Annotated in this window: 24 protein-coding genes and 2 pseudogenes; 5 read left to right on the forward strand and 21 right to left on the reverse strand. The window is 44.8% G+C overall.

Annotation, left to right across the window (positions count from 1 at the left end; all coding sequences use genetic code 11):
• Positions 1-1,143 (reverse strand): P-loop NTPase family protein, encoded by a 1,143-nt coding sequence (locus BN3795_RS22610; protein WP_068786937.1) that lies wholly within the window; start codon positions 1,141-1,143, stop codon positions 1-3.
• Positions 1,144-1,369: 226 nt separating this feature from the next.
• Here BN3795_RS22610 and BN3795_RS22615 point away from each other — a divergent pair, with 226 nt between their 5' ends.
• From BN3795_RS22615 to BN3795_RS25320, 3 genes and pseudogenes are all read left to right on the forward strand, one after another.
• Complete coding sequence (locus BN3795_RS22615) at positions 1,370-2,698, forward strand: ISNCY family transposase (protein WP_068786938.1); 1,329 nt, start codon at positions 1,370-1,372, stop codon at positions 2,696-2,698.
• 609 nt (positions 2,699-3,307) lie between these two features.
• The gene (locus BN3795_RS25735; RefSeq protein WP_198524805.1) at positions 3,308-3,724 is read left to right on the forward strand and encodes a hypothetical protein; all 417 of its coding nucleotides are present in this window, start codon (positions 3,308-3,310) and stop codon (positions 3,722-3,724) included.
• Positions 3,725-3,885: 161 nt separating this feature from the next.
• Positions 3,886-5,208: pseudogene (locus BN3795_RS25320) on the forward strand (IS1182 family transposase).
• A gap of 28 nt (positions 5,209-5,236) precedes the next feature.
• Here BN3795_RS25320 and BN3795_RS22630 read toward each other — a convergent pair.
• From BN3795_RS22630 to BN3795_RS25330, 6 genes are all read right to left on the reverse strand, one after another.
• The gene (locus BN3795_RS22630; protein WP_068786940.1) at positions 5,237-6,469 is read right to left on the reverse strand and encodes an IS256 family transposase; all 1,233 of its coding nucleotides are present in this window, start codon (positions 6,467-6,469) and stop codon (positions 5,237-5,239) included.
• A 217-nt stretch (positions 6,470-6,686) separates the two neighbouring features.
• A complete protein-coding gene (locus BN3795_RS22635) occupies positions 6,687-6,926 on the reverse strand; it encodes a DUF1871 family protein (protein WP_068786941.1) in 240 nt (79 codons plus the stop codon).
• A gap of 11 nt (positions 6,927-6,937) precedes the next feature.
• Positions 6,938-7,207 (reverse strand): DUF4258 domain-containing protein, encoded by a 270-nt coding sequence (locus tag BN3795_RS22640; protein ID WP_198524806.1) that lies wholly within the window; start codon positions 7,205-7,207, stop codon positions 6,938-6,940.
• A 352-nt stretch (positions 7,208-7,559) separates the two neighbouring features.
• On the reverse strand, positions 7,560-7,835 hold the full coding sequence (locus tag BN3795_RS22650) for an RHS repeat-associated core domain-containing protein (RefSeq protein WP_068786944.1): 276 nt from the start codon (positions 7,833-7,835) through the stop codon (positions 7,560-7,562).
• Positions 7,836-8,117: 282 nt separating this feature from the next.
• Positions 8,118-8,387 carry a hypothetical protein gene (locus BN3795_RS26030; protein ID WP_232730017.1) on the reverse strand — a complete coding sequence of 90 codons (270 nt, stop codon included), beginning with the start codon at positions 8,385-8,387 and terminating at the stop codon, positions 8,118-8,120.
• A gap of 275 nt (positions 8,388-8,662) precedes the next feature.
• Positions 8,663-8,911 carry a hypothetical protein gene (locus BN3795_RS25330; RefSeq protein ID WP_110945320.1) on the reverse strand — a complete coding sequence of 83 codons (249 nt, stop codon included), beginning with the start codon at positions 8,909-8,911 and terminating at the stop codon, positions 8,663-8,665.
• 198 nt (positions 8,912-9,109) lie between these two features.
• Here BN3795_RS25330 and BN3795_RS25335 point away from each other — a divergent pair, with 198 nt between their 5' ends.
• On the forward strand, positions 9,110-9,316 hold the full coding sequence (locus tag BN3795_RS25335) for a helix-turn-helix domain-containing protein (RefSeq protein ID WP_074048563.1): 207 nt from the start codon (positions 9,110-9,112) through the stop codon (positions 9,314-9,316).
• On the opposite strand, the gene BN3795_RS22655 is transcribed toward BN3795_RS25335, so the two are convergent.
• The 12 genes and pseudogenes from BN3795_RS22655 to BN3795_RS22705 form a co-directional block, all read right to left on the reverse strand.
• Positions 9,279-10,139, reverse strand: coding sequence for a hypothetical protein (locus BN3795_RS22655; protein WP_068786945.1), 861 nt, complete (start codon positions 10,137-10,139; stop codon positions 9,279-9,281). The genes BN3795_RS25335 and BN3795_RS22655 overlap by 38 nt on opposite strands.
• A gap of 466 nt (positions 10,140-10,605) precedes the next feature.
• Positions 10,606-11,013, reverse strand: a complete 408-nt coding sequence (locus tag BN3795_RS22660) for a hypothetical protein (protein WP_068786946.1) — start codon at positions 11,011-11,013, stop codon at positions 10,606-10,608.
• 11 nt (positions 11,014-11,024) lie between these two features.
• Complete coding sequence (locus BN3795_RS22665; RefSeq protein ID WP_068786947.1) at positions 11,025-12,278, reverse strand: RHS repeat-associated core domain-containing protein; 1,254 nt, start codon at positions 12,276-12,278, stop codon at positions 11,025-11,027.
• 466 nt (positions 12,279-12,744) lie between these two features.
• Entirely contained in the window at positions 12,745-13,146 is a 402-nt protein-coding gene (locus BN3795_RS22670) for a DUF4279 domain-containing protein (RefSeq protein WP_068786948.1), read from the reverse strand.
• A gap of 82 nt (positions 13,147-13,228) precedes the next feature.
• Positions 13,229-13,621: a DDE-type integrase/transposase/recombinase gene (locus BN3795_RS26290; protein ID WP_110945321.1), complete on the reverse strand. Its 393-nt coding sequence runs from the start codon at positions 13,619-13,621 to the stop codon at positions 13,229-13,231.
• Positions 13,543-14,052, reverse strand: a complete 510-nt coding sequence (locus tag BN3795_RS25345) for an IS3 family transposase (RefSeq protein WP_110945322.1) — start codon at positions 14,050-14,052, stop codon at positions 13,543-13,545. The genes BN3795_RS26290 and BN3795_RS25345 overlap by 79 nt, the downstream gene beginning before the upstream one ends.
• Before the next feature lie 59 nt (positions 14,053-14,111).
• Complete coding sequence (locus BN3795_RS22680; protein WP_068786949.1) at positions 14,112-14,402, reverse strand: transposase; 291 nt, start codon at positions 14,400-14,402, stop codon at positions 14,112-14,114.
• 82 nt (positions 14,403-14,484) lie between these two features.
• Positions 14,485-15,514, reverse strand: a pseudogene (locus BN3795_RS22685) (IS110 family RNA-guided transposase); the annotation flags it as partial.
• A 185-nt stretch (positions 15,515-15,699) separates the two neighbouring features.
• Positions 15,700-16,140, reverse strand: a complete 441-nt coding sequence (locus BN3795_RS22690; protein WP_068786950.1) for a hypothetical protein — start codon at positions 16,138-16,140, stop codon at positions 15,700-15,702.
• Positions 16,141-16,161: 21 nt separating this feature from the next.
• A complete protein-coding gene (locus tag BN3795_RS22695; RefSeq protein WP_068786951.1) occupies positions 16,162-16,554 on the reverse strand; it encodes a hypothetical protein in 393 nt (130 codons plus the stop codon).
• Between the two features lie 4 nt (positions 16,555-16,558).
• The gene (locus BN3795_RS22700) at positions 16,559-17,767 is read right to left on the reverse strand and encodes an IS110 family RNA-guided transposase (RefSeq protein ID WP_068787037.1); all 1,209 of its coding nucleotides are present in this window, start codon (positions 17,765-17,767) and stop codon (positions 16,559-16,561) included.
• A 166-nt stretch (positions 17,768-17,933) separates the two neighbouring features.
• Positions 17,934-18,710: a recombinase family protein gene (locus BN3795_RS22705; protein ID WP_068786952.1), complete on the reverse strand. Its 777-nt coding sequence runs from the start codon at positions 18,708-18,710 to the stop codon at positions 17,934-17,936.
• Between the two features lie 247 nt (positions 18,711-18,957).
• On the opposite strand from BN3795_RS22705, the gene BN3795_RS25350 reads away from it, so the two are divergent.
• Positions 18,958-19,092 (forward strand): helix-turn-helix domain-containing protein, encoded by a 135-nt coding sequence (locus BN3795_RS25350; protein ID WP_408635063.1) that lies wholly within the window; start codon positions 18,958-18,960, stop codon positions 19,090-19,092.
• Here the strand turns inward: BN3795_RS25350 and BN3795_RS22710 are convergent.
• Together BN3795_RS22710 and BN3795_RS22715 are read right to left on the reverse strand one after the other, a co-directional pair.
• A complete protein-coding gene (locus BN3795_RS22710; protein WP_068786953.1) occupies positions 19,055-19,912 on the reverse strand; it encodes a hypothetical protein in 858 nt (285 codons plus the stop codon). The two genes, BN3795_RS25350 and BN3795_RS22710, sit on opposite strands and share 38 nt — an antisense overlap.
• A gap of 498 nt (positions 19,913-20,410) precedes the next feature.
• Complete coding sequence (locus BN3795_RS22715) at positions 20,411-20,914, reverse strand: hypothetical protein (RefSeq protein WP_068786954.1); 504 nt, start codon at positions 20,912-20,914, stop codon at positions 20,411-20,413.
• Between the last annotated feature and the right edge of the window lie 10 nt (positions 20,915-20,924).

The raw sequence follows: 20,924 nt of genomic DNA on the forward strand, positions 1-20,924 counted from the left end.
TTATCCCTCCATCGCCAGGGGAACCATCTCCTCGCCCTGAAGCTCTCGGCAGAGCCGAATGATATCGCGTTGGTAAAGCGGGGAATGCAGCAATTCCCCGTGTCGGCTGCCCTGGCTCCAGGCTGGAATATAAGATAACGTTGCCTGCAGCTTCAGCTCCGGCCTCGGTAAATCCGCCGACCGCTTGCCGGTGTACCGATTAAGCGCAAATCGGGACTTCCCGAGAAGCAAGCGGTAAACCTCGGGACGGGTGCGCTCCAGATGTGTCAGCCAACCCCCGGTCTTGCGCATCACCCCCCAGTCATCCGTGAGGATCCAGACAATGCGGTCCGCCCGCTCCATCACCGCTTCCGTCCGGCCATCCGGAAAGGAGTCCATATCAACGATCACCGCATCGTACAGTCCGCTGCCGGCGATATAGTCGAGTAACTCCGCCGTATCCTTGCGCTCCATCTCCAACAGCTCGTTGAGATTATCCGGAGGAACTAGCGTATCCCCTTGTAAGACCGGATGCCGGTAAGCATATGCGGAAATCGGAAACCGGGGCGGTTCCCGCCGATCATCCGCTGCCTTCAAGTCATACAGCAGCCGGGCCAGCCCCGACTGCCCCTCCCTTAATCCCTGCCCGGCAGATGGCAGTTCGCTGCTGATCGTCTCGAGGTTAAGGTAAAACACCTTCCCCCCTTCCGTTGCCAGCTGCCGGGCTAAATGGAGGGCAACCGTCGTCTTGCCGCAGCCTCCAACGCTGGAATAAACCCCGATGACCCGCGACTGCCCCCCAGGCCGCACCGTCTTCCCCATCCCTCCCCGAACGAGCTCGATCACCGCAGAGAGCAACTGATGCAGCGGCTGGTACTTCCCCACAGTCAGGCCGCCGGAATCCTGCGTTTCCCCGCCCTCCCCCAGCTTGATGAAGCAAAGTCCCGGCTGCTTCAAGGAATCCACCGTCTCAAGAAATGCCGGGTCACCCAATACCGCGTCAATCTCCCCGCCGGATTCCTGTACATATTGAGCCAAAGCCTCCTTCCGCCTGAACGCCGTCACCGTCACACGCCGGTCAAACTCGCTTGCATGCACATAGCGCAAAAAGGGGGCGATATACTCCTCCTCCTGCACGGCCAACACCAATTTGATCGGAACCACGATCCGCCCTCCTTCTAGGGAACGAAAACAAAAAAACACCGCCCAAAACCCGACATATAGTCGGATCATGGACGGTGCTACCGTTCCCGTATTCCTGAAATTTACAGTTAGAATATCACAGTTTTGGATATTGGGCAAGCCCTGTTTCTCGGCCTGTTGTTCTTCTGTGATAATGTCACCCTGTAACTGTTCTGAGATAATCACTATGGGACAGGAGACATTAACATTGACTAGAGCAGAATTAAAGAAGGTAGTTGTGGTGGAAAAAATCCTTGGGGGACATATGACGAATAAGGAAGGAGCAGCAGCCCTAGGGCTGACTGAACGGCAGGTGATTCGATTAAAGAAGAAGTATATCGCTGAGGGAGGAGCGCAAGGATTGGTTCATAAGAACCGGGGAAGGAAACCGATTCATGCCTTAGACAATGAACGAAAGAAACAGGTGACGGAATTATATCAGAAGAAGTATTACGGGAGTAATCATTGTCATTATGCCGAGTTATTGGAGGAACATGAAGGGATCCAATTGAGTGCTTCGAGTGTAAGAAGAATCCTCATGGATCAGGGAATCAAGCAGGCTAAACAAAGACGGCGTACAAAGGCTCATCAACCCCGTCTACGTAAAGCTCAGGCAGGCATGCTGTGGCAGATTGATGCGACTCCTTATGCTTGGCTTGAAGACCGAGCCCCTGCCTTTGCGCTGCACGCTGCCATTGACAATGCGACAGGAATTGTTGTTGGCGCTATGTTCCACAAGAACGAATGTCGCGAAGGTTACTCTCTTGTGATGCAGCAAGGCATCCAGAACTACGGCGTGCCGCTGGGTCTGTACAGTGATCGGCATACCATCTTCAGATCCCCTAACGAGAAACTTACGATAGAGCAGGAACTTGCAGGTGTGTCCAAGCCCCTCTCCAACTTTGGTAAGGCTATGTCAGACCTACATATCGAGCATATTCAGGCCGTTACACCTCAAGCGAAAGGACGTATAGAAAGACTCTGGAAAACGTTCCAGGATCGTCTGGTGATTGAACTGCGACTCCTGGGTGTAAAGTCGATGGATGAAGCAAATAGCGAGCTTCCCCTTTTACTTGACAAGCACAACAAAAAGTTTGCTGTCTTGCCGACAGAGGCTCAATCCGCTTATATCCCGGCGGATCCTTCCGTCAATCTTGAGCATATCTTTACCATTCGTGAACACCGCCAGATGGGTACCGGCAATACACTTTCGTACAACGGAAAGATCTATACCCTCGCAAAACCCGGTCCACTCCGACTCGATGCAAAATCCACTGTCGAAGTGCGTGAGACTTTAAATGGCGAGTTGCTGTTGTGGTACCAAGAGCAAGCCTTGCCCTTGAAAGTGACAGAAAAGCCTGGGCGAAAGGCTGAAGAGACAAAAAGGGCGAGTTCTGCGCAGCCCCGCAAACCCGCCCAAAACCATCCGTGGAAATCCACGTATGGCAGAAACCAAACAAAGCGTACCACAAAACAAAGCTCATTCCAAGATGCTATGTATTCGCAGCATAATAGCTATTCGGAGGTCTCCTGGTAGACAGGAGACTCCGACAAATAAAGTGACATTTTCATAGCACAGTTAAGATGACATTTTCACAGACGATTGACAGCCCTGTTTCTCGGCCTCATACATTCTCATTTAGATTAATGAATTTTTCGTATAAATTCGTGTTCTACCCATCACATTTTGTAGGTGAAATAATCCTATATTACCTAATTCTCGATTTTCTTAAATTCCCTCCTGAAATATATAAAGCCGACCTACTCTCTATGTCAACTGGTCGTCACCAGATTTTTCGTTCACGATAACGATCGCGGCAAGTAGCCACTCGTTGCGGACAATTTGCAGATAATTCCTGACAATATTAATGGTCGGGCTATTTATCTCAACAAATACTTTACCTTTCCATCTTCCTTATCGGGGAAGCGTATTAGCGAAGATAAATAAAGGTCAATCATGGTGATATCTGACCATAATCGACCTGTCTAGCATAACGGAATACCGTTATATAGGGTATAAAAGTAAAGCATTTGATGTGCGTACAGAGAGTTTGAGAAATCTTTATACAGGTATTTACTTTACATAATCTATCACTAATGTATAATATGGAAGAATAATATCATTTTTCCAAGGAGGATTTTGTAAATGAAACGTCGCCTAAAAACAGCAGTGTTGGTACCTATTATGTTATTATCGATCACCGGTTCCGTTTTTGCTGAAGATGCAGTGATTACGAACAATGGTGAAAGAGAATCTCTAAGTCCTAATGTTCGTCTTTCTGCTGGCTTAAAAAATTCTGTAACACCTGAAATTCTACCAAGTGAGTTGACCGTAGTTTCTCAAGACTTTGAAGTTCTTAATCAACAAAAGAATGTTACAGTTTCAAGGGACTTTTCAGCAAATGAAACTATTCCCTCATCCATTGTATATTCAGAGGATAATGGAAGCCAAGGGAGATGGGGTGGGACCCTTTATAGAACAAATGACCCTGCACCAGTAGCACTCCCTGGAGGAGGGCTTAGAGTTTACTACAAAGGTACCGTTTATAAAGATATTGATTAAACATACAGGCTGTCGAGAAAGTCTCGACAGCCTGCTTTATGTATATTTATTTTAAGACGACACCGCGTTAATGTTGTATTATACAGGTAACTACTCATGAACGGAAGGTGTTTTGGAATGCTGAGATCTGAGAAAAACAACAAAGCTATGAATTCGTATCGATCGAGGAGTTGGTTCCGCAGGATCACTTGCTCCGGAAAGTGGATAAATATATTAACTTCTCCTTTATTGAAGACAAGGTTCGTCCTCTATATTCCGCAGATAACGGGCGGCCGGCCATCGATCCAGTTGTTCTGTTTAAAATGAGTTTCCTCGGTTATTTTTACGGCATTCGCTCGGAACGCCAGTTGGAGCGCGAGATTCAAACCAATGTCGCTTACCGCTGGTTTTTAAGTCTGGGTCTAACCGACAAAGTCCCGGATCACTCCACCATTAGCTGGAACCGGCATACTCGGTTTAAGGATACCGACATTTTTCAGGAGATTTTTGACGAAATCGTCCTTCAAGCCATTTCGCACAAAATGGTGGGTGGACGTGTACTCATTACGGATTCGACTCACGTCAAAGCCAATGCCAACAAACACCACTATACCAAGCAGGAAGTCCTGCAAAACACGAAAGACTACATAGACGAACTCAATGAGGCTGTGGCGGAGGACCGCAAAGCGCACGGAAAAAAGCTCTAAAAGCACGAGAGGAAGTGAACGAAACCAAGGAAATAAAAGTGAGCACCACCGACCCGGATAGCGACTATATGATTCGCGACGCAAACCGGAAGGGTTCTTCTATCTCGATCACCGGACGGTGGATCTGAAATACAACCTGATTACCGATGTCCATGTCACGCGGGAAATGTCCATGATTCGGTTCCGTATTTGTCCCGATTAGACCGCCAAAGAGAACGTTTGGATTCCAGGTTGAAGCTGTAGCCCTGGATTCGGGTTATTTGACAATGCCGATTTGCCGAGGTTTACAGAAGCGAAAGATTTTCTCCGTTATTGCTCACCGGAGATTTCATCCGAAGTAAGGTTTGTTTGCCAAATGGAAGTTTACTTACAAAGCTGAAAGTGACTCTTATACCCGCCCGGAAAAACACCAACTGATACCGAACAACCGACCGGAAGGGTTACCGGCAGTATGCGTCAGACCCGACGCATTGCAAGACTTGCCCGATGCTTGCCGATTGCACTCACTCCAGAAACCACCTGAAGGTACTGACTCGGCATGTCTGGGAAGACTGCAAAGATGAGGTCCGAAACAACCGGCTAAGCCGAGATGGCAAGCAGCTATACCGAAAACGAAAAGAAACGATTGAGCGAAGCTTCGCGGATTCTAAAGAGCTCCATGGGTTTCGCTATTGCCGTTTGCGTGGACTCTCAAACGTCAGGGAACAGGCGTTGATGACGGTCGCTGTGCAGAACATGAAGAAGATGGCGATCCACCTGGATCGCCTGGAAAAGGGGTCTGTCAAGAATTTTGTGTAAACACTCCTAGAGAAATCCTACATCCTACTTAAGGTAGATGAGGGCCGATGCGGTCGGGAAAGAAGACCGAGAGCTGAAGCAGGATCTGTCCCCAGTTTTGAACACGGCCTGTCCATTTGCGAGTAACGTCCATTGTCGCGAGGTAGAGCATTTTGAGCAAGGATTCATCCGTCGGGAAGATACTCTTTCCCTTCGTTACCTTGCGGAGCTGGCGGTGATAGCTCTCAATCATATTGGTCGTGTAGATCAGCTTTCGGATCTCCGGAGGGTACTTAAAGAACGTGGCAATCTCGTCCCAGTTCGTACGCCAAGAACGCACGATCAGCGGGTACCGGGATCCCCAGGTCTCTTCAAACCGGTCCAGCTCAACGAGGGCCATATCCTCCGTAGTAGCCTTGTAGATTGGCTTTAGATCAGCCGTTACTTTCTTTAGATCTTTGTACGAAACGTAGCGAGTGGAATTGCGGATTTGGTGAATCACGCACTTCTGAATCTCCGTCTTCGGAAAGCACGCCGAAATCGCCTGAGAGAAGCCCGTGAGGTTATCTACGCAGGTAATGAGAATGTCGCCCACGCCTCGGTTTCTGAGGTCGTTGAGCACGCTTAGCCAGAACTTCGAGGACTCATTCTCGCCAATCCACATGCCGAGGACGTCCTTGTTTCCATCGAGATCAATGCCGATGACCATGTAAGCTGCCTTGTTCACGATGGCGCCGTCTTGCTTGACCTTGAAGTGGATCGCGTCCATAAAGACAACGGCATACACGCCTTGTAACGGTCGATTCTGCCACTCTTTGATCAAGGGAATGAGTTTGTTCGTCACGTTCGAGATCATCGTCGGAGAGACCTCAGTCCCGTACAGATGGTTCAGGTGATCTTGAATGTCACGGGTGCTTACGCCCTTGGCGTACATCGCGATAATCGGGTCCTCAATGCCGGTTACGTTCGATGGATGCTTCTTCACGATCATCGGTTCAAACTCACCGTTGCGATCGCGAGGGACGCGAATCTCTTGCTCTCCGTACTCGCCGGTGATGGTCTTCTTGCTTTTTCCGTTACGGCTGTTGGGGGTTTGCTTGTTTGCTACGTCGTGCTTCTCGTAGCCCAACTCGTGGTCTAACTCCGCCTCCAACATCTCCTGCAATGTGTCGGCAAACAACTCTTTGAGAGCGGATTGAACGTCCGCCATTGTCTTCAGTTCGTTGTCCTTGATGAAGGCCTTGACTTGATCCTTGCTGAATTTCGGAGCCACTGTGCTCATCCTTTCAATCCAACCTTTCCTGTTAGTTTAATAGATAGATTGGAGAGTTTACACAGTTAATTTTACACACCCTGGATAAGCGGGGGTAACCCCCTCTTTTTTTGGTTTTCATGCAACTACGAATGAAAAAAGAGAAACCCAACGTCTCAAAGACGCGGGTTTCTCGACACTCTGACCTTGAAGGTAAGCACCTTCAAGGTTGGAATCATGCTGTTGATTATTGATACTTTATCATTTTTTCTGCTATAACCTTACATTCTTCGATGGACTTGGTAAATTCTTTGCCAAAGGAATTCTTGAAAATACTAAAAACTTCATCTGCTAATTCTTCAATTAAATTGAGTTTCCCCATTGCTTCAACTATTTTTTTTGATTCAAAATAGTACTCATCCTCTAACAATGGATATATTTCTACTGGATTCCACTCGTTAATTATTTTGATAATCTTATTCCCCATTGGCTACCTCCTTATTCTCCAAATAAAAGTTGAGACAGTGCCTTGTATGCATCGTCATACTTACTCTTGGGAATTACGGTTACAAGTGTTCCATCATTGGCAACGACAGCTGCTCCTTCCTTTGAAAAGAATAAATGCTTACTGCCATTATTCTGAGAAAGGGCCTTACCATTTTCAACCCAAGATTCAGCCATTTTCTTCGTCACACCACGTTCATTCATTCTTTCTAAAGCATGAGTAGAGACTTTTGACCAATCAATTTTAGTGCCGAGATTTTTCACGAGTGTTCCGGCTTTCCCGAAACTATCGCCAATTTTTACACCACTACCTATCCCCTTAGCACCACTTTTGGGACCGGTATACCTTCCACCTATGCCACCCGCCATTCCAAGAGCAAATAATGCGACATATTCTGCCTCTTTCGATTCAAAATACGCATCTACCCGTTGTTCTCTCGCCTAACTTGCAGTACCAGCATTATTGGTATAGGCACTCGTCCCCGTAACCAGACCGTATAAGTAACTATATTGATTTTCATCCATGAAGGATTCAAAATCGTCGCGATCCCAGATGAAATCTTTGTATACCCGATAATATTTATTCTTCGTGCTGAACCCTGATTTCTCCCGGGCCTCATCCAATAAGCTTACGAGCTCTAAGATACTGCAGATCCGTCACGTTATCCCAATACTCTCCCGAGTAACGGAAGACGTTCGGAACCGTCTCTTCTTCGGTTTCCGGGTTGCCCCAGATGTCGTAGGTGCAAGTGTTGAGTTGGTTGCCCTGGCTGTCGGTCAGGCCAACGACGTCACCGTGGTCATTGAGCTGGTAATACTGCACCTCGCCCGTGGCCTGGTCTACGCGAGACCGTAAACGTCCGCTCAGGTCGTAAAGATAAGTATACGTCACGCTTGGCGTGCCGCCGTTGACGTTGACCTCGGCGATTAGCTTGGCGTTCTCATCATAATAATACCGGGTTCGGTTACTTCACTATAGATTTATCTCTATACTAGGAAGAATGAGTCCTGCACATGCTCGCTATTTTTCAAAGAAAAACTTATCTTTGCTCATTAAGCTGACTTTCAGGAGAAATTACCTTACGGTCGGCTCTAATGGCTTCATTCTACGCTGGCTAGCCCCCTACAAAGAAAAAAACCTTGAAGGGCATGAAGCCAATCAAGGTTATACAACTCAATAACTATCCTCAAAAAGACAATTGAAAATGGTAACATCCTCTTCTTTTAACTCTAATGAGATATTTGGCACAACCACATTAAGAATTGTTTCGTCCAGGATTTGAATTCCATTATTATTTAAAATTTCTATAGTCCTTTTGCCAATTCGCTCTGTTTCATTATTAAGTGGAGAATATTCTTCATGTAGTTGTACAGCTCCATTACTGTAGTTGTACCTAACATATTTCACCACTGAATATGGAGCAATTGTTGAAATTAAAACCATGACCCCCGTTATCTCGTGCATTTCCTTTAAATAATCATTAAATTCATCGCTACCTATTCTAAAGTTTGGACTCAGCGATGATTGAATGAATTAAGAAAAGCATGTTGAATAACTAAAGTCAGTAAGATTGTCAATGAAAATCCGTTCTATCTCATCATTGAACTTACTAATCCAACACCCCTTATCAATATATTTCGCTAGAATATATTGAAAGTCACCTTTCCCATACAATCTGTTAATTGTATTTAGCAAAATTTCTTTCATATGCCCCTCCATTATTGTACAGGATAGCCGTGTATATTACCTTTTGAATCAATGTGAACTTTAACTCTAGTTTCTCCATTTGGTCCAACTGGCTTACCAAAATCATAAGTTTTTACACTTCCATCGGCTTTTACTGGAGTACCCTTCATCCATGCTTGCTGTGTTAACTGTACACCATTTTGGCCTGAAGGCCACTGCGACTTGGTTGAGACGTTATTCCCATGACCTGGAACATGCTTACCTTGCTTTCCTGCATCCACCTTAGGTGCCCCTTTTATACCTGCGTCAACCGTACCTTGACTCGGTAACTTACCAGAATAACCCGTCCCCTAAGTTGTAATCTTAAACTTGGGAATAAAGAAGGTGGCAATCGGGTTCTTCCAATTACCACCCATTATATCAGCTTGCTTGGCGTTCTGTTAGAGTTGCCGCCCGATACTCTGTTATGGGGGGACACTATGCCAATCCGGTTAAGATTAAAGGAAATCCTAGAAGCACAGGGTATCAGCCAACGTGAACTTGCACGAAGGATGAACATAAGACCAAGCACGGTCAGTCATCTTTGCTCCGATAAAGTTAATGCGGCATACTTCGATACGTTGGAGCAGATTTGCAGAACGCTTAACATCAGCCTGAACGAACTTCTTGTACTGGAAGATGACTAACCTTACCTGATAGAACGGCACAGGGGTTTATTGCTTCCTGCCATTGCTCCGCCGCTACTTCATTCAAATCAATAACATCCTGCGTTTTCATTTGTTCTTGAATCTTTTTGCGGTAATAAGGAGTCGTATCCTGCGGTAGAAGTTCGCCTTGCTGAATCTCCTGAACAAGTTGCCCCACCTTCGGGGCAAACTCGGACAAGTCCGTCAGCACAGCACATAGATATTTAGTGTTAAACTGCGGCGGATACTGGACTAGTGAATCAAGCGGTATCCTAACCCCCTTCGGAGCATATACAATCTCCATCCTCGTTTGCTCCCCTATAATTTCCTGCCGCCTTGTCTCCGACAACTGACGTTTCTTGTCGTACACCCGACAATAGCCGTTCTCCCTCCGTTGGTGTCCCCCGTTGTAGTAACGAGTTCCCCGAAATAGCCTTAGCTTGCGCCCTGTCAGTGACAAGGTAAACACATCCTTGATGTTGTAAGGAATGTCATATGCAACATCACACCGAACGAAAAGGACTTCCTTGGCTTTTGTCTGAATCTGCATCAACCAATCCTCGAAGTATGCCAATGACTCAGGGTACGCTTCGATTCGTAGAGTGTGCTTCCTAGACTTGGGGGCAAAAGCCAACTGATAGGAGATATGCAAGAAATGTTCTCCGGTATTGATGTTGATATGATAGATAAAACCCTTCTCCTTCGTATACATCCTGACTCCGTAGAAATGACATATTCGGAGCATGAAGGGATTGAAGAAATCCCAGTATACTCCTGTGAAGTCAATGACAATACGGTCAATGGATACAGTGACCCCGTTCATATGCCGCCCCTCCCGATTTTTTCATGAATTTCGGGCTATATTAGAGGGGCAGGTGGCTAGCCTTTAACACATGACCTTCCCGTTGTAGAATTTTCAGTTAAGTCCTGACAATATAGTTGTCGTGGTATCCTTGGATTTGTTGCGATGCTCTCGACACTATATCCATCGGGGTATCTATTCGCAAAGTTGCGTTTAATTTGAAAAAACCGCAAGAAAACGAAGATAACAAAAAACAGGTCAATCATGGTGGTATCTGACCATAATCGACCTGTTTGGCGTAACGCTATAGCGTTATTCAGGGTATAAAATTCAAGCATTGATGTGTGCGTACAAACGGAATGACGAAATTTTTATACGGGTATTACATGGGTCATATGTGTTATTGGTTGAATGATGGATTCATTCGGCACTGGGTAGCCCCGTCAAAAGAAAGGCGGTTAACTCGTAATGAGTAACCGCCCACACATCAATATAGCTTAGAAACTTTCGGTTCGTATGCGGCAATAATATCCACGATAGAATCAACTGCTAAGATAGAAAAGTGATGTACTTGCTCTGAGTCAGCTATACCGAAAGACTGTAATGATAGCCATTGAATGTATTCCGAATTTGTCACCTTGAAAAAAGTACGGTCTTTATAGAACTCAGTCCCGTATTGCTCATCAAGCTTGTTTATTGTACTTTGCCTAAAACTTTCATCAGTACTTCTATAGGCATGTACCGAATCCTCGAATAATATCTCCACTTTCTTAAACTCATCGTTAGCATCAGAAAGTAATATGCGGAATCCCTCAATAGTATCATTTATGGATTCAACATAATATTTTGATGTCACGTCATTTCCGACTTCCCAAATTCCCCAAGATTCTTCCAAGGTAGCCCTCCTTAATCATCATAACGTATTTTAGTTGATTTTTTCCCATCATAAATTTCAAGTGTAGGTCGTCCATCAGAACTTTTTTCTCGAACATTGACCGTTCTTCCATCAGGTAACTTCCCTACCTTGCCTCCCGGAATATCTTTTACTTCGGTTACACCCATGCTATTAAAATCATCTAATGCTTGGTTGTAGCCTCCTGACTTACCGTATTGTGTTGCTTTTCCTTTGGTAGCCCGACCGGGACTAGCCCCTTCCAATATATCATCTACAGATTTAATTGAGGAACTAGCACCATTTCCCGTCCCCTTAACAGGCTTTTTGACACCCACAGTTTTTTTGGGGCCTCTTCCTATCCCGCCCGTTATTAGCGCTATTATGCCATTTATAGTTCCTTGATCTTTCCGCCATTCACTATAATTTTTAAGTAACTCGCCCTTGGCCCAGTATGCTTGTTTCTCACTATTACCATAGGCACTGGTCTGGGTTAGCTTTCCGTATAAAAATTTAAATTGATTGTTATCCTCTTCATTATAAACGGGTTGAAAAATTGAACCTAATTTTGATCGATACAACCAATATAAATTACTATTAGGGGATGTATATTGCATAGCATCGTTAAGTAAAGACTCAACATCCAATACCGACTTATACTTTCCGCTCGGATCCGTATAAATCAGCGGATTATTCTCCACATACGTATACAAATTCAAGCTCTGCGGATTCGTAATTTCCCCTTCATACGTATCCTGACTCACAAACCGCCCAAGACTCGGGTTAAAATATCTCGCCCGCGCGTAAGAGAGACCGCTCGCGGCATCATAGCCGAGCCCCGTGTAGCCGAACAGGTATGCTTCCCATTGTAATAACGAGTGCCACTTTCGACTCGTCTTAGACATCGTAAACACGTCTTGGATAGGCGCAGGGATGTCATAAGCAACATCACATCGCACGAACAGCGCTTGCTTCGCATAGTCTCGGATTTGTTCGAGCCAATGACGGAAGTAAACAAGAGACTTCGGATAGGCTTCAATCCTCAGCGTGTTCTTCTGAGTTCTTGGAGCATAAATCAACTTGTAGGAGATATGCAGGAAGTGTTCTCCTGTATTGATTCTGATGCGGTATTGAAATCCTCTTTCCTCCACCGCCATCCCGACCCCGTAGAAGTGGCAGATACGTTTATGGAACTCATTGAAGAAATTCCAATGAACGCCTGTAAAATCTATGACAATGCGGTCAATGGATACAGTGATACCTTTCATGTGCCGCCCCCTCCCGATTTTTTTGATGAATTTCGGGCTTAATTAGAGGGGCAGGTGGCTAGCCTTTAACACATGATCTTCCCGCTGTGAAATGTTCAGTTAAGTCCTGACAATATAAGAGTCGGTCTATCCAAGTGATTAGATGTGATGCTCCCTACACCATATCCATTGGGGTATCTATTCGCAAAGTTGCATTAGATTTAAAAAACTGTGAGAAAACGAAGATAACAAAAAACAGGTCAATCATGGTGGTAACTGACCATAATCGACCTGTTTGATATAACGGAATACCGTTATTTAGGTGATAAAAATCAAGCATTTATGTGCGTACAAATGAAATGACGAAATCTTTATACGGGTATTACATGAGTTAGATGTGTTATTGGTTGAATGATGGATTCATTTCGGCACTGGGTAGCCCCCAACAAAAGAAGCGGTCGTCCTGTAAGGGACAACCGCAACTAATTTAATAAATATACAAATCAATATAAAACTCAGATTTAATATCATTAGCAAATTCAATAAACTTGCTGTTAAAGTACATTGAAGGTTTCTCGTTGTTTTCTACATTCACTATTATTGCAAATAAAAAATCCAAGTTATTCATAGCTTTTATTTCTTTTAAGGCTTGAGTTTTAGAACTTATTTGTTCTATTACTTTATCCAGTTGCTCATTAATATCTAAAGACTCTTCATATCCCGTACTGATAATCCAACAAGAATCTTTTTTAGTGATACTTTTTCCCTGTATAGCTTCTCCTTTTACCCAGTATTTGTGGGGATTCATTCCTAATTTTTTGGTCACTAGATTTGGATTTAATTCGTCGCCTGTAATGATAAATTCAACCATGACATTTGATTTATCCAAGTAAACAACACCTCATTATTTAATATATTCTGGAGTTGTCAAAAAAGTGCAGTTTGAAAACACACTCATGAGAACCCCATGATTAAGCTGCCTGTGACAGCATTCTTTCGCGATAAATAGTTGGGGGCCAGCCCCCTGGATTAGAGGTGTAGACCCTCTGTCTGTTGTAATAGACCATGATGTATCGGAAGATGACCGATTTAATATAGGCCATCGGGTATTGCTCGGTTTTGATCTTATATAGCTTTTCTTTCTTTAGCGTAGCAAAGAAGCTTTCCATTCTTGCGTTGTCATAGCAGCGCCCTGTGCCGCTCATGCTTTGAACGACATCTCGTTTAGCCAGACACGCTCGGAATGCCTGGCTCGTGAATTGGCTGCCCCGGTCGCTGTGATAAATCATTCCACGAGCATTTCTGGCCTTGCAGGCGTTCTCAAAAGCTTGGATGCAGAGTTCCTTGCGCATGTTGTCATCCATGGCCAGACCCACGATCTCCCATTGAAACAGTCCAATACGGCGGACACATACAGCTTACCGTCTAAACAAGGTACTTCTGTGATATCCGATAGCCACTTCTGGTTGGGGGCTGAGGCGCTGAAGTCTCTCTGGATCAGGTTCTCGCTCTTTTGAGCTGTAGCATCCTCACGTGTAATGCCGTTTGGATGACGCCTCACTTTCTTCAGCAGACCGTGCTTCTTCATGATGCGATAGACGGTGCTGTAGCTGGTCACGATCTCTTTTTGCGCTAGAGCCAGCATAATCCGCTGGGCACCGTAATTGCTGTTGTCTTCATATTCTTCGATGATTTCTTTGATTTTGACCAGAAGGCGTTCTTGCCGCTCTCGTTTGGGTGTGGGCTTCAGGCTGCGGTAATAGCCTGACTCGCTGACAGCAAGTACTTTGCACATCTCCTTGACGGTCCATCGATCCCGTCGTTCACGGATGTAACCATAGAGCTGGCATGCCTTTACCGCTTCCGGTCTTTTGCGAAAAAACCAAGTGCGTCCTTGAGAATCTCATTCGCGCGCCGCAACTCGCCTATTTCTCTTTCTAATTCGATTTCACGCGCAGTCTTATTGGCAGATGCATAAGCGCGGCCACTTCCGATATGCGCTCCATCACCGTGCAGGGTTCTTCGTTTCCTCCAGTCCTGCAAGGTGTGGTAGGCTACACCTAACTGCTCGGCGGCTTTCTTGGGCCCGATCTCATCGCTTAACCTTACCGCTTCTTCTTTGAATGCTTTGTCGTACCGATTCATTCTCGCTCATCCCCTCATTAGCTTTCATTTTATTTCATACGAGGGTGTTTTTCGACTGCATTTTTATCGTAGCACTCCAATGTACGGCCAGATTATAAAACAATCCATGCAAGATTCGATTGCCTTGCTCACTCTTCTTCTCCTTACCCTTCTTCTCACCTGAACTGAACTTCTTAGGTGCGACTCCTGCAAATCTTGCGAGTTTCTGGACTGGAAAAACGATGAACATCGCCGATTTCGGCTATGATCGACGAAGCATTCACCAGATCAATGCCGGGCATGGATTCTAATTTATAATCCAGTTGTTGCATGATCTGTTGCAGTTCATTTTCTACCTTCTTGATTTCTCGCTTCTTGAACCGCAAATCTCGCACATGGCTTTGAATCAGAAAGTTCCGTTGCTCCTGATAGTTTCGCTTGGTCTCACCATCTGCGGCTATGGACTGCAATATTTGCTCCGCTTTCCGAGTGGAACATGTGTTATGGCTGACTTGCCGCAGAAATAAAGCAAGCTCTTTCGCGCTTACATCATCTAGCATATACGGTGCAGGGTACTTGTGCCAGAATGCCAAAGCGCATTTGCCATCCAAATCACAAAAGAATTTATTGTAGCTTGGATAATGGTAACTCAATTGTGAATGAAGTTGATTTTTAATTATCGCATGAGACTTCATAAGTGTATTTCGTCTACCAACAAGTTGGCTAATCGTCCAATAAATATCTTGCGGATTTGCGTCCGGTAAGGTATCCAACTTTTGCAGCACAATCTTGGCTACGGCTTCTGCATCCCAACTGTCTGATTTTTGCGTTGTCGGATAGCTTTTTCGCTCCAAATAGGGCAGTGCTGGATTGACTTCCTTGACGATCTGTTTATGCTCCACTAGATATACGGCTAACGCTCTTCCATAACCACCTGTATCTTCAAGTCCATAGATAGGAGTCATTCCGTTCAAGCCACAGTTCTTCTCATAAGATTTCAAGCACTTGTTCACGTAGACGGTAAGTTCCTCGAAAACAGAGGGCTTATTTTCAAACTGAATTTCGCCCAATTTCTCATTCCAGCAATTAATGACGACTGCTGTATGTGTTCGTTTATGAAGATCGACTCCCACACAGTCGAGTCGGGCGAAAGTATTTTTACTGGAACAACAACAGGTATACCAGTTAAGAAACGATATTACTTTAACAGAATCGGCAATCATCTTCGTTAAGCATAAATTAAGTAGTGTTGATTTACACTTAATTCCAACCACAAAAAGAAACCTTGAAAGGCACGAAGCCAATCAAGGTTGCACAGTTATTCGATAATTCCAACGTTCTTAGCTACTAATCCCACTAATTTATTTTCTAAAAGTAAATAACTTAATCTATCCTGTGATATTTCTTGTTCAACCCTTTTCTCTTTCGTGAACCAAATAATAAATCCATTCTCAATCGGTTCAACAGTTACATCAGCATCAAATGATGTCACAATAAACGAAGGTGTGCCTTCATTCAACACTTTTGGCTGTTCATAAAATGAACCCTTTTCATCAAGAAGTTTTGGATAGATGCACTCTGCTTCACCAATCTGCCCTTTTTCATTCAGCCAAATGCAACACCCGTTTCCAAATTGAACTGGCTTGTTATCGTCGTTCATATTCTCCGTAATAATATTATAAGTTTTTACAGACGGAGTATACGTACATGAAACAGTGGAACCTTCATGATTCAAGTAAACTTCTTTTAGCAATAGCACTACATACACTCCTTTCCGACTTTATTTGAAGCTACCAGGCTGAACACCAACGATCTCTTTACTTGTTGGATTGACGTAGACCTTTGTACCAGTCGACGGATTGGTGTAAACCACGCTCCCCGGTTCACCCGGAGTAGGTTTTTTACTTAGTGCTGTTGTTATGTCATCAGGCATAATATCTTTGCGACCTGACTTAAAGAGACTGTTGTAGGCATGTTGATTCATCTTAAAATCTTGGCCATTGACTTTCACACCATTCTCCATCCAATTGTCAAATGCAGGGCGCCTAGTTGCTCTTAATTCAGCATCTCCTCCTGCACTGAAAATTTTAGTTTCTGCTTCTCTCGCACCCTGAGTTGTAATCTTAAACTTGGGCATAAAAAAGGCGACAACCGTTTTACCAATTGTCACCATTATATCAGCTTGCTTGGCGTTCCGTTAGAGGACTGGCCGCCCTATACTCGCTCTTGTTCTTCATCATACTGTAGATGATGTTTACGAGTCTTCTCATGACGCATATGAGGGCTTGCTTCTTCGTCTTGCCTTCAGACAGCTTCCGTTGGTAGAACTCGTACATGAGCGGATTACGCTGCCTCTTATTGCTTCCCTTAGCGACTTGGATTTGCTGAACGGCTAGGTTATGGAAGATGCTGTTCAGCACTCGGTTGCCTTGTCCACTCGCTTCATGCTTGCCCTTGCCGCCCGAACCAAAAAACTTCGGGGCAATTCCTGCAAAGCAAGCTAGCTTATCGGCATTGGCGAAACGGTTAATGTCCCCGATTTCTGCAATGAGTTCTGCCGCTGTTACAGTACTGATTCCGTCCATGGATTCTAGCTTGTAGTCGGTCATGGCTAACAAGTGCCGAAGCTGTTCCTCAATCTCCTTGATAAGTTCCCGACTTCTCCGCATGTCGTGAACCATATTGACGACTAAGAAATCTCGTTGCTCTTGAAGATTCCGCTTGGTTGCTCCGTCTTCGTTCACTAGTTCAAGAATCGCTGCTGCCTTACGGGTAGAGCAAGTATTATGACTTGCTTTGCGAAGGGATTCAGCTAGTTCTTCCGCCCCCACCGATGATAGATGATGCGGAGCGGGGTACTTTTCCCAAAAGGCTAGGGCAGCCTTTCCGTCGATGTCGCAGAAGAACTTCTTGTAAGATGGATAATGATAACTTAACTGCTGATGAAGCTGATTCTTGAGCATAGCGGCATGTTTGACGATAGAATTTCGCCTTGCCACCACTTGTCCGAGCGTCCAGTAAATGTCCTGCGGGTTCGCATCGGGCAGTTCGTCTAGTCTTGCAAGAAGCACTTTGGCGATGCAGTACGCATCCCAACTATCGCTCTTTTGCGTAGTCGCATTGCTCATACGCTCGCTATAAGAGAGAGCGGAATTGACTTCCTTAACGATTTGCTTGTTCTCGACAAGGTGAACGGCTATTGACCTGCCGTTCCCGCCCGTATCCTCCAAGCCATAGACAGGGGTCAAGCCTTTTGGCGTATGCTTCTTGACGAACTTCATCAGTTCATCGAACGCAGACGGTTTATTCTCGATTTGGATTTCGCCAAGACGCTCGTTCCAACAGTTAATGATGACTGCGGTATGCTGAGCCTTATGTAAATCCATTCCGACATAGATGTACGTTTGCTTATAGTGCTGTGACAAAAGGATTCACCCCTGTATACGGATTTGTATTTCTGTCTGACGGTGGGTAAAGAATGGGTGCAACCTCAGTTCGAGCGTTAATCTTTCGATTCGCAATGGTGCGCAAGCATCTCCATTCAATTCTCCGTCAAAGGATGGCTTGGTGTAAGCCCTCCGCTGATATATCTCCATAGCGATAAATACCGCTATAAAAATCACGTCTGTCCAAGATTCGTTTGACTTGCACTTTCGTAAACATGCTGCCTTGCTGTGTCGTAAAGCCTTCTTCGTTCAGGGATTCAGCAATTTGCGTTAGTGTCCATGAAGGATGCTGTTCCTTTAGCTGAAATACTCTACGAACGGTCATAGCTTGCTTCTCGTCCACTTGGATACACTTCTGACCTTTCTTAGCTTTGTATCCGAAGGTGGCTCGTCCTCCTGCATAGCCGCCCTGTTGGGCTTTCTTGCTCCGCCCCCGACCTAGCTTCAGGGCGATTTCGAGCCGTTGGTATTGGTCAAGCAGTTCCATCAAGCCGTTAATCAGGAAGTCATTCGGGTCTTTCTTGTGGATGCTGTAGGTGGGCTGCTCGATGCTCCGAACGTCCACCCCATGTTTCTTAAACTCTCGATGCACTAGCACTTTCACGATGTCAGAACGCCATAAACGGCTTGTGTTGAGCACGACAACGGCATCAATTCTGTGAGTGGATAGAGCAACCAACATGCTCTGAAAGCCGATTCTGTCCACCTCAAGGGCTTCTTCATCGACCTTTGCCCCACTGATACCTTCGTCACTGTATATGTGAATCAGATTCCATCCCTGCTCCTGACAATAGGAGCGGATTTCATCTTGTTGGTACGCTAGACTGTAACCGTCTTTTGCTTGTCCTTGCGTCGATACTCTGACGTAACCGATAACATTCACGCTGTTTCCTCCCCCGCCGTTACAGAAATTGTGATTATTGTAACGCTACGCCGCTACAACTCAATTATATATCGCATTACCGTTGCAGTAAATACGGTTACGATGCTATATTCTAAGAAATACTTAGTCTATCGCCGTAACGGTAATGCGATGCAAAAAGACGGGGGAATAGTAAATGCCTATCCGAGTACGATTGCAAGCCATATTAGATGAGCGGGGGATGTCTCAACGGGAACTAGCCCGATTGATGAACATCCGTCCGAATACGATAAGCCATCTCTGCTCCGACAATGTAAACTCAGCCTACTTCGACACGTTAGAGCAAATTTGCAGGACACTCAACATCAGCCTGAACGAACTTCTTGTATTGGAAGATGACTGACCTTACCGCATATCAAAGCACATGGAGCGGTCATTAAATCTGCCCAGTGTTGAGATGCTAAGGCATCGAAGTCAACTGGCTGTTGCAATGCCATCAGTTCTTTAATCGACGCTCGGTGATGCTTGCTCAGTTCATCAGGTGTCATTAAGCCATGCTGTATAGCCAATATCATGGCTCGTTTCTCCGCTCGAACGGCTTGCAAGTCAGTAATGACGCTACATGTGTAGAAGTCATTGAACTTGGGCGGGTATTGGATGATGTTCTCTAGCGGAATCTTCTCAGCAGGTCTGTAAACCAGTTCGACTCTCGTACAATCACCCTCTTCTTCCACCCCCTTACTGATTCGTTCAGCCCTCTTATCGTAATTACGGCAGAAGGCATGGGATTTGCTTTCATATTTCATCCCATAATATCGACTACCTTCGTAGATGTTCATATTCCGCCCCGTATTGGAAGCAATGAATACATTGCTCATCGGATACGGAAAGTCATATGCCAACTCGCATCGGGAGAAATGAACCTGCTGTGTGTGAGCGTAAAGGGCATCTATCAAACGTTGAAACTTAGCCAAGTGGTCAGGATGCGTTTCGATTTGAAGCGTGTACTTCCATGTTTTTTTCTGATACCAAGGTTGATACCTTAGATAAAGGTAAGCATTGCCTAGGACGAGATGCCAATGATATACGTACCCTCTGTGTTTGATGCAGGGCTTAATATCAAACCAGTCTCGGAATGACAATGCTATTCGGTTGTAGAAATCCACCGTTACGTTATGATACTCGACAGCAACTTTATCAATGGAAAGTTGTACGTTGTTCATGCGTTCCCCCACTGGCAAAACTTTTGACGGATTTGCCGCTTGTATTATAGGAATGAGGGAGTCGGTGGCTAGCCTTTACACATGACCTTCCCGTTGTAAAATGTTCTGTTGCGTCCTGACAGTATAAAAGTCGGGCTATCCCTCCGATTAGTTGCGATGACTTTTCGGCAGGCTGCCTTTCCAATGTCCCTATCGTGATGAAGTATTGTTCGGTTGCGATGGATTTTGGAAAAAACGCAAGAAAACGAAGATAACAAAAAACAGGTCAATCATGGTGGTATCTGACCATAATCGACCTGTTTGATGTATCGGCATAGCGATATTTAGGGTATAAAAGTAAAGCATTGACGTACGTACAACAAATTCATGAAATCTTTATATGGGTATTACATGGGTTAGATGTGTTATCGGTTGAATGATAGATTCATTCGGCACTGGGTAGCCCCGCCAAAAAGAAAACCTTGAAAGGCATGAAGCCAATCAAGGTTTAACCGTATACTACCCCGAATGAACCTCAAAACAAAAGTACCCAAAGGCTAAGTCGTCCTCCACTAATGCCATTTTCGATCTAGATATCTCCATTAGTTTCGGAATTAACACGTCTAAAAATTCCAAATATGCTTCTAGTGCCTTTTTGAAAGTAGATGCATCCTCATGTTTACACAATGGATATAAAACATGACCATACGTAACTTCCTCACTACTCATGTCTGTGTACTCTCTACCAACGCATGCCCCAATATGCTCTTTTAAATCGTTATCATCAAACTGATCTCTACATTCCATATAAAACATGTAGTCATCAAATTCAATTTGACGGTCTATCCTTTCGTTCACGTAAAAAGGAGTAAATCTAATATAGTTGGTTGTAGAATTTGATTCTATTATTTCACGAATCAATTTTTTCAAATTTGTAATTGTTGGATAGTACCTATATTTCCCGTTGTGGTAAGCAGTGTTATCATAAATAATTCCGTTTACGATTCCTTCTTTCTTCTCCATATGATCACCT

Origin of the sequence: Paenibacillus phocaeensis, from assembly GCF_900021165.1 — a bacterium.
Classification (GTDB): domain Bacteria; phylum Bacillota; class Bacilli; order Paenibacillales; family Paenibacillaceae; genus Fontibacillus; species Fontibacillus phocaensis.

Bases quoted from the DNA above. Each gene is read 5' to 3' on its own strand.
- BN3795_RS25735 (WP_198524805.1), top strand. From the start codon at position 3,308: ATGAAACGTCGCCTAAAAACAGCAGTGTTGGTACCTATTATGTTATTA.
- BN3795_RS25345 (WP_110945322.1), bottom strand. From the start codon at position 14,052: ATGTGCAAAGTACTTGCTGTCAGCGAGTCAGGCTATTACCGCAGCCTG.
- BN3795_RS22715 (WP_068786954.1), bottom strand. From the start codon at position 20,914: ATGGAGAAGAAAGAAGGAATCGTAAACGGAATTATTTATGATAACACT.
- BN3795_RS25335 (WP_074048563.1), top strand. From the start codon at position 9,110: ATGCCAATCCGGTTAAGATTAAAGGAAATCCTAGAAGCACAGGGTATC.
- BN3795_RS22665 (WP_068786947.1), bottom strand. From the start codon at position 12,278: ATGAAAGGTATCACTGTATCCATTGACCGCATTGTCATAGATTTTACA.
- BN3795_RS22630 (WP_068786940.1), bottom strand. From the start codon at position 6,469: ATGAGCACAGTGGCTCCGAAATTCAGCAAGGATCAAGTCAAGGCCTTC.
- BN3795_RS22680 (WP_068786949.1), bottom strand. From the start codon at position 14,402: ATGAATCGGTACGACAAAGCATTCAAAGAAGAAGCGGTAAGGTTAAGC.
- BN3795_RS26290 (WP_110945321.1), bottom strand. From the start codon at position 13,621: ATGGATGACAACATGCGCAAGGAACTCTGCATCCAAGCTTTTGAGAAC.
- BN3795_RS22695 (WP_068786951.1), bottom strand. From the start codon at position 16,554: ATGGTGACAATTGGTAAAACGGTTGTCGCCTTTTTTATGCCCAAGTTT.
- BN3795_RS22700 (WP_068787037.1), bottom strand. From the start codon at position 17,767: ATGGATTTACATAAGGCTCAGCATACCGCAGTCATCATTAACTGTTGG.
- BN3795_RS22710 (WP_068786953.1), bottom strand. From the start codon at position 19,912: ATGAACAACGTACAACTTTCCATTGATAAAGTTGCTGTCGAGTATCAT.
- BN3795_RS22635 (WP_068786941.1), bottom strand. From the start codon at position 6,926: ATGGGGAATAAGATTATCAAAATAATTAACGAGTGGAATCCAGTAGAA.
- BN3795_RS22655 (WP_068786945.1), bottom strand. From the start codon at position 10,139: ATGAACGGGGTCACTGTATCCATTGACCGTATTGTCATTGACTTCACA.
- BN3795_RS26030 (WP_232730017.1), bottom strand. From the start codon at position 8,387: ATGGTTTTAATTTCAACAATTGCTCCATATTCAGTGGTGAAATATGTT.
- BN3795_RS25350 (WP_408635063.1), top strand. From the start codon at position 18,958: ATGAACATCCGTCCGAATACGATAAGCCATCTCTGCTCCGACAATGTA.